This window comes from Vibrio sp. Vb2131 (assembly GCF_033338535.1).
GTDB lineage: Bacteria > Pseudomonadota > Gammaproteobacteria > Enterobacterales > Vibrionaceae > Vibrio > Vibrio alginolyticus.
In genome coordinates, this window is sequence record NZ_JAWOSW010000083.1 from 1 (window position 1) to 669 (window position 669).

The window sequence follows — 669 nt, forward strand, 5'->3', positions numbered from 1 at the left end:
AGAGTGTATGGGTTCCTAAGCCAGAAGAAATGACGATGGCGTTGCTCGCAAAAGGCGTCGCGAGTAGTAAAACGAACCTGTTAACTGGCGAGTTTAAGCCGAAGTCTTCTTGGGGTAAGTACTGGAAATTTTGGCAAAAGGCGGCTATCGCTGCGGGCGTTTTGTTAGTGGTGGTCGTGGCTCAGCAACTTCTCGTCGTCCACAAGTACGAGGCGCAAGCACAAGCCTATCGTGAAGAAAGCGAACGTATTTTCCGTCAGGTTTTCCCAAACAAGAATCGAATTCCGACCGTAAGTTACTTAAAGCGTCAAATGACAGATGAAGAGCGCCGTTTGTCGGGTGGCTCGACAGATGTTGCGATGTTGTCTTGGCTTGCTGCCTTGCCAGCAACGCTTGGTCAGGTGAAAGATCTAGAAATCACCAGCTTTAAGTATGACGGCCAACGTGGTGAAGTGCGCATTCACGCACGTAGCTCAGACTTCCAGCCTTTTGAGCAGGCTCGTGTGAAGTTGGCTGAGAAGTTTAATGTTGAGCAAGGTCAGCTTAATCGCAGCGATAACGTTGTGATGGGTAGCTTTGTGTTGAAGCGTCAGTGAGGTGATGATGAAGAATTTAATTTCTCAAGCGCAAGCTTGGTGGAGTGGCATCTCTCAGCGTGAACAACGACTT

1 protein-coding gene and 1 pseudogene are annotated in these 669 nt (G+C 48.9%); both read left to right on the forward strand.

The features are described 5' to 3' along the window. The coding region (gspL, locus tag R7E38_RS22990; RefSeq protein WP_318082155.1) for a type II secretion system protein GspL at window positions 1-596 on the forward strand (596 nt) is incomplete at its 5' end. Between the two features lie 7 nt (window positions 597-603). After that, window positions 604-669 (forward strand): annotated as a pseudogene (locus R7E38_RS22995) (type II secretion system protein M); the annotation flags it as partial.